Source organism: Aeromonas sp. FDAARGOS 1418, assembly GCF_019048585.1.
GTDB lineage: Bacteria > Pseudomonadota > Gammaproteobacteria > Enterobacterales > Aeromonadaceae > Aeromonas > Aeromonas caviae.
Genome location: NZ_CP077387.1, coordinates 935,997 through 942,500, shown reverse-complemented (window position 1 = coordinate 942,500; position 6,504 = coordinate 935,997). Strand labels below are relative to the sequence as shown.

Annotated in this window: 6 protein-coding genes (1 of these 6 cut by a window edge); 2 read left to right on the top strand and 4 right to left on the bottom strand. The window is 61.5% G+C overall.

What is annotated here, in order from left to right; translation table 11 throughout:
• A protein-coding gene (locus I6L48_RS04490; RefSeq protein ID WP_041212350.1) for a gamma carbonic anhydrase family protein crosses the window boundary here: on the top strand, window positions 1-32 show its 3' portion. It extends 508 nt beyond the left edge of the window; 32 of the gene's 540 nt are visible here — the last part of the coding sequence; its start codon lies off the left edge, out of view; its stop codon occupies window positions 30-32.
• A 77-nt stretch (window positions 33-109) separates the two neighbouring features.
• Here I6L48_RS04490 and polA read toward each other — a convergent pair whose 3' ends face one another.
• A complete protein-coding gene (gene polA, locus I6L48_RS04485; RefSeq protein ID WP_216987805.1) occupies window positions 110-2,860 on the bottom strand; it encodes a DNA polymerase I in 2,751 nt (916 codons plus the stop codon).
• A 401-nt stretch (window positions 2,861-3,261) separates the two neighbouring features.
• Here polA and elbB point away from each other — a divergent pair, with 401 nt between their 5' ends.
• Window positions 3,262-3,912, top strand: coding sequence for an isoprenoid biosynthesis glyoxalase ElbB (gene elbB / locus I6L48_RS04480; protein ID WP_041214118.1), 651 nt, complete (start codon window positions 3,262-3,264; stop codon window positions 3,910-3,912).
• 72 nt (window positions 3,913-3,984) lie between these two features.
• Here the strand turns inward: elbB and I6L48_RS04475 are convergent, their stop codons facing one another.
• The 3 genes from I6L48_RS04475 to cysE all read right to left on the bottom strand — a co-directional run bounded on the left by I6L48_RS04475 (window position 3,985) and on the right by cysE (window position 6,497).
• A complete protein-coding gene (locus tag I6L48_RS04475) occupies window positions 3,985-4,194 on the bottom strand; it encodes a cell division protein ZapB (protein ID WP_010672454.1) in 210 nt (69 codons plus the stop codon).
• 221 nt (window positions 4,195-4,415) lie between these two features.
• The gene (locus I6L48_RS04470; RefSeq protein WP_216987804.1) at window positions 4,416-5,696 is read right to left on the bottom strand and encodes a hypothetical protein; all 1,281 of its coding nucleotides are present in this window, start codon (window positions 5,694-5,696) and stop codon (window positions 4,416-4,418) included.
• A gap of 21 nt (window positions 5,697-5,717) precedes the next feature.
• Complete coding sequence (gene cysE, locus I6L48_RS04465) at window positions 5,718-6,497, bottom strand: serine O-acetyltransferase (protein ID WP_010672452.1); 780 nt, start codon at window positions 6,495-6,497, stop codon at window positions 5,718-5,720.
• Window positions 6,498-6,504: the final 7 nt, after the last annotated feature.

The window sequence follows — 6,504 nt, the reverse complement described above, 5'->3', positions numbered from 1 at the left end:
TGCTCAAGGATGAATACCTGCAAGAGGCCTGACCCTGCAGCCACAAACAGGAAGCCCGGCATGATGCCGGGCTTCTCTTCTTATATAGCTATGTGACCATCAGACAGGATCAGTGGGCCTGATCCCAGTTGTCACCGGTGCCCGCTTCCACCACCAGCGGCACATCCAGTTCGGCCGCACCCGACATCTTCTCCTTGATGAGGGCGATGTACTCTTCCAGCTTCTCTTCGCGGATCTCGAACACCAGTTCATCGTGTACCTGCATCAACATGCGGATCGACTCGTCTTCAATCCCACGGATCCAGCCATCCACGTTGATCATGGCCCGCTTGATGATGTCGGCAGCGGTGCCCTGCATGGGAGCGTTGATGGCGGCCCGTTCGGCCGCCTTGCGCAGACCGGCGTTGCGGGACTTGATGTCAGGCAGATAGAGGCGACGGCCAAACAGAGTCTCCACATAGCCCTGGGCGTCCGCCTGCTGGCGGGTGCGCTCCATATACTCCAGCACCCCCGGGTAACGCTCGAAGTAGAGATCCATGTACTTCTGCGCTTCGGCGCGACCGATCCCCAGCTGCTTGGCCAGACCGAAGGCGCTCATGCCGTAGATGAGACCAAAGTTGATCGCCTTGGCGCTGCGGCGCATGTCGCTGGTCACCGCATCGAGCGCGACCCCGAACACCTCGGCGGCGGTCGCCTTGTGGATGTCCTTGCCCTCGGCGAAGGCGGTCAGCAACCCCTTGTCACCGGAGAGGTGGGCCATGATGCGCAGCTCGATCTGGGAGTAATCCGCCGCCACCAGCTTGTAACCGGCGCACGGAATGAAGGCCTGCCGAATGCGACGCCCCTGTTCGTTGCGCACCGGGATGTTCTGCAGGTTGGGATCGGTGGACGAGAGCCGACCGGTCGCCGCCACCGCCTGATGATAGGAGGTGTGCACCCGCCCGGTCTGCGGCTTGATCATCAGCGGCAGCTTGTCGGTGTAGGTGGACTTGAGCTTGGCCAGCCCACGGTGCTCCATCAGGAGGCGCGGCAGCTCATAGGTCTCCGCCAGCTCGGCCAGCACCTCTTCCGCAGTGGATGGCGCTCCCTTGGGGGTCTTTTTGATGATCGGCAGCCCCAGCTTGGTGAAGAGGATTTCACCCAGCTGCTTGGGCGAGGAGAGATTGAACTCCTGCCCGGCCAGCTCGTGGGCCTGCTTCTCCAGCTCTGCCAGGCGCACTTCGATCTCCTGACTCTGCTGATGCAGCAGCTTGGGCTCGATGGTGGTACCGAGTCGCTCCATCCGCGCCAGAACCGGCAGCAGCGGCAATTCGATCTCGCTGAATACCTTGGCAAGTCCCGGCTCGGCAGAGAGCTTGCCCCACAGCGTCTGATGCAGACGCAGGGTGATGTCGGCATCTTCCGCCGCATAAGGGGCCGCCTGCTCCAGTTCGATCTGGTTGAAGGTGAGCTGCTTGACCCCCTTGCCGGCGATCTCTTCGAACGAGATGGTCTCGACGTTCAGATACCTGCGGGCCAGGGAATCCATGTCGTGGCGGCTGGCAGTGGAGTTGAGCACATAGGATTCGAGCATGGTGTCGTAGGCGATGCCCTGCAGCTCGATACTGTGGTTGAGCAGCACGTTGCGATCGTACTTGAGGTTTTGCCCCACCTTGAGACGGGCCGGATCTTCCAGCAGCGGTTTGAGCTTGCCGAGTACCACGGCCTCGGTCAGCTGCACCGGCGCCCCCAGATAGTCGTGGCCGAAAGGCACATAGGCCGCCTTGCCCGGCTCGATGGCAAAGGAGATGCCCACGACCCGCGCTTCCATATAGTCGAGACTGGTGGTCTCGGTATCGAAGGCAAACAGCGGCGCCGCCTGCAACCGTGCCAGCCACTCGTCGAATTCGGCCTCATCCAGGATGCAGCGATAGTCGGTTTCGATGGCGGCTGCCGGGGCGGCGCCTTCCTCATCACCTGCGGCTTCGCTCTCCTCGCCACCAGACTCCAGCTCTTTGATCAGGTTGCGCAGCTCATACTCGCGGTAGACCGCCAGCAGGGCCTCCTTGTCGATGGGGCCAAGCTGCAGCTCTTCCAGACTCTGCTCCAGGACCACGTCGGTCTTGATGGTGGCCAGCACGTAGGAGAGGCGCACCTGCTCTTCCTGCTCGCGGAACTTGTCGGCAAACGCCTTGGAGCCTCGGAAGCCGAGCGCCGCCACCTTGTCGAGGTTGGCGGCAATCTCGTCGATGCTGCCTATCCCCTGCAACAGGGCCAGTGCGGTCTTCTCGCCGACACCGGTCATGCCGGGAATGTTGTCCACCTTGTCCCCCATCAGCGCCAGGTAATCGATGATGAGCTCGGGCGGTACGCCGAACTTCTCGATCACCCCTTCCCGATCGGTCTTCACATCCTTCATGGTGTCGATCAGGGTGACATGGTCGGAGACCAGCTGCGCCATGTCCTTGTCGCCGGTGCTGATGAGCACAGGCAGCTGTTTCTCGGTCGCCTGACGGGCCAGGGTGCCGATCACGTCGTCGGCCTCCACCCCTTCGACCATCAGGAAGGGGAAACCCATTGCCTTGATCATCTGGTGGATAGGAGCGACCTGGCTGCGCAGATCGTCCGGCATGCTGGCGCGTGTTGCCTTGTATTCGGGATAGATGTCGTCACGGAAGGTCTTGCCCTTGGCGTCGAACACCACGGCCACGTGGCAGTCGGGGTACTGCTTGCGAAGGCTGCGCATCATGTTGGCCATGACACGGACGGCGCCGCTAGGCAAGCCGGTCGAGGTGCGCAGATCGGCCTGCTGGGAGGCAAAGAAGGCGCGGTAAAGATATGAAGAGCCGTCGACCAGAATAAGAGGATTGCTAGAGGCCATGAAAATCGTCCTGCCAAGAATAAACAGCCGCTAGGATGCCACAGGGCCCGCACCACACCAAGGGGACTCCCACCATCACCCCGGCGCACCGGTGGGGCACATTGCTGTGGATAACTCTGTGCTCAAAAATGGCACCATTGCATCACGGCCGTGACAAAGCTGTGGATTAAAACAAAAAATATCTTTTAAAACATTACGTTGAGATCATGAAAACTCAACATGACACACTCATCATGATCTCGATCAATGTGGAAAAAAATTCAAGGGGGGTACTGAGGCAGGATCCAAAACGAAACAATCCTAGCACAGGGAGATGACTTGACCAGCGGAGGTCGAACGATAACCATACAAAAGTACAACAATCTACCCTGGCTCACATTTTCAACAACGAGGAGTCTGTCATGAAAAAAGTGGCCGTGATCTTGAGTGGTTGTGGCGTGTTTGACGGCGCCGAAATCCACGAGGCCGTCATCAGCCTGCTGGCGCTGGCCCGTCAGGGAGCATCCGTTCAATGCTTCGCCCCCAATGTCCCTCAGCTTCATGTCATCAATCACCTGACCGGCGAGGTCAGCGAGGGAGAGAGCCGCAACGTGCTGGTCGAGGCGGCCCGCATCTGCCGCGGCCAGATCAGGGATGTAGCTGAACTGGATGCAGCCGACTTCGACGCCCTGCTGGTGCCGGGCGGCTTCGGCGCCGCCAAAAACCTGTGTGACTTCGCCATCAAGGGCGCAGAGTGCCGCATCCAGCCGGATGTGCTGAAGGCCTGCCAGAGCTTTGCCAGAGCCGGCAAATCGGCCGCCTACATCTGCATCGCACCGGCCATGATCCCGCTCATCTATGGGGCAGGCACCCTGGCCACCATTGGCAACGACGAGGGCGCCGCCAACGCCATCGAAGCCATGGGTGGCAGTCATCTCGACTGCCCGGTGAGCGAATTCGTGGTGGATCAGGAGCGCAAGGTCATCTCCACCCCTGCTTACATGCTGGCCAACAATATTGTGGAGGCGGCGGACGGCATCGAGAAGACCGTCAAACAGCTGCTGGCACTCTGATTGCCCGGCAGACCAAAACAAGCGGGCCGCTCAAGGAGCGACCCGCTTTCATTTCGGTCAGTCTAGACGGGATCAGATGGCATCGCCCATCTGGTCCATCTTGCCCAGCAGGGCACGCAGACGCTCTTGCCAGGCAACGTGCTCGTTGCGCAGTTGGTGGTTTTCGTCTTGCAGCTTGCTGTTCTGCTCTTTCAGCTCGTCCAGCTCCATCTTCAGCAAGGAGATGTTGTCGACGGCGGATTGTACTTTGGATTCGAGTTGCTCAAGGACTTCTAGTGACATATGCATACCTGTATGTTCAATTGCGATGCCCCACAGAGGGCGATTCAAGCGCGTGGAGCCAGCATACCCTGATGCGCTCGGCACAAACAAGCCAGCACGTTGCAAAATGCGCCCTGCAGCCCGGTATTGCTTAAATATGCGTCGGTTTTTCTCGCAGGCAGCAGGAACCTCGATCCCGGGCGTCCGCCGTGGCATAACCCGCCCTCCTGCCGATGCCACCATCAGCCATGCAAGGCGATGAAGCCCCCCATCATCAGACAGGCCACGGCGTACATCAACAGGCCGTAGAGCAGGTTCCAGCGCAGCAGCAGCCCGGCGCTCAGGTTGTAGCGGGACGCCAGCGCCAGATTGGAGCCGGAGAGCGGGCTCGTCCCGGTCGCCAGCCCCCACCCCATGAGGAAGCACATGCCAAGCAGGCTAGGATCCGGTGCCAGCGGCCAGAGCAGCGGCGCCACCCCCGAGATGCTGATGAGAGGATGCACGCCCACTATGGCCACCAGGAAGATCAGCAGCAGGGTCAGGCAAGCTTCCAGCCAGCCGAAGTGGTTGAACAGCGGCAGGCCGTGGCCACTGCCAAAGTCCAGTACTGACAGCGCGCTGTTGATGCCAGCCGCCAGCAGGCCGGCCCCCAGAAACAGCACAAGCTGGCCACCGATGGCCGGGAAGCGCTCCACCACCTGGCGCTTGAGAGCTGCCCCTCGCCCCGCTTGCGGCATGAACAGCAAGGCCAGCAAGGGCGCCACCAGGGCGATCACCGCCAGAATGCTGAGTCCGGGCCAGAAACGGTGGATCACCAGCACCAGCAGTGCCAGGGTCACCGGTAGCCCCAGGGTCTGGAGCCGCAGCGGATAACCTTCAAAGGTCTCCACACCGAGTCGCTCTACCTGCCAGGCCGTCAGCCCCATGGCCAGCAAGGCCGCCAGTATGCCAAAAGGCAGTATGCTGCCCAGTTGCAGACCCGGTGCATAGGTGAGGGCCACCGCCATGGCGACGAAGAAGGGGGACCAAAACGCAGCCGCACAGAAGATCCGGCTCAGCACCATGACCTGACGCCGCTCCAGCGTCCCGTTGCGCTCCAGCCGATCGCCGATGATGAAGAGCACCGAAAGATTGATGACGGCCCCCAGCAGATTGAGGCTGGCCATGGTGCTCCACAGCCCCTTGCGACCGGACCAGGAGGCGGTGCCGGTCAAGAGACCGGAGGTAGCCAGATTGAGGGTGCTCACTGCGGCAAACATGGTCAGCATGTTGATATTCGGCAAGAGCCAGTCACCTGGGCTGAGGCTGGCACCTCGCCACCAGGAAAAGAGCAGCAGCAGGAGCGCCGCGCCGTAGAGGGCCAGCGCCTGGCGCCGTGCGGCACCCACCAGCCAGGGCCAGGTGAGCAGGGAGGCGGCCCAGGCCGCGATGGCGGCGGGCCAGGGGGAGAAGTCCAGATAGAGGTGCAGCAGGTTGAGCATCCACATCCCCAGGATCAGAAAGCCTGACCAGCGCTTGACCATACAACGGCCTCGGTCAGGGGATCAGAGGCACTGATCCATGTCCAGGGAAGGTTTGTCGCACTCGGGGCGGCCCACAATCCTGGCGGGCACGCCAGCGACCGTGGTGTGAGGCGGCACCGGGTTGATCACCACGCTGCCAGCACCGATCTTGGCGCCGACACCCACCTCGATGTTGCCGAGGACCTTGGCCCCCGCCCCTATCATCACCCCTTCCCGGATTTTGGGGTGACGATCGCCACTCTCCTTGCCGGTCCCCCCCAGAGTCACACTCTGCAGGATGGAGACGTCGTTCTCGATGACGGCGGTTTCCCCGACCACGATACCGGTGGCATGGTCAAACATGATGCCCTTGCCGATGCGGGCGGCAGGGTGTACATCCACGCCGAACACCACGGAGATCTGGTTTTGCAGATAGAGCGCCAGGGCACGGCGTCCCTGACGCCACAGCCAGTTGGCCACCCGATACCCCTGAAGAGCATGGAATCCCTTGAGGTAGAGCAGCGGGGTGGAGAAGAGGTCGACCGCCGGGTCGCGATCCTGCACCGCGCAGATGTCGGCGGCCACTGCGGCCAGCAGCTCGGGTTCGCTGCGCAGGGCCAGCTCGATCACTTCCCGCAAGGCGATGGCAGGCATGGTGGTGCTGTCGAGCTTGTTGGCGAGCTGGAAGCTCAGCGCCGAGCGCAAATCCCGGTGATTGAGAATGGTGGAATGAAAGAAGCTGGCCAGCATGGGCTCCTGGGCCGCCATGCTCTGCGCTTCCTGCTGAATTTTTTGCCAGGTTCTGGCAACCAGATCATCCATGTTGCAG

Coding starts and splice junctions, on each gene's coding strand:
- polA (WP_216987805.1), bottom strand. CDS start 2,860: ATGGCCTCTAGCAATCCTCTTATTCTGGTCGACGGCTCTTCATATCTT.
- elbB (WP_041214118.1), top strand. CDS start 3,262: ATGAAAAAAGTGGCCGTGATCTTGAGTGGTTGTGGCGTGTTTGACGGC.
- I6L48_RS04475 (WP_010672454.1), bottom strand. CDS start 4,194: ATGTCACTAGAAGTCCTTGAGCAACTCGAATCCAAAGTACAATCCGCC.
- I6L48_RS04470 (WP_216987804.1), bottom strand. CDS start 5,696: ATGGTCAAGCGCTGGTCAGGCTTTCTGATCCTGGGGATGTGGATGCTC.
- cysE (WP_010672452.1), bottom strand. CDS start 6,497: ATGGATGATCTGGTTGCCAGAACCTGGCAAAAAATTCAGCAGGAAGCG.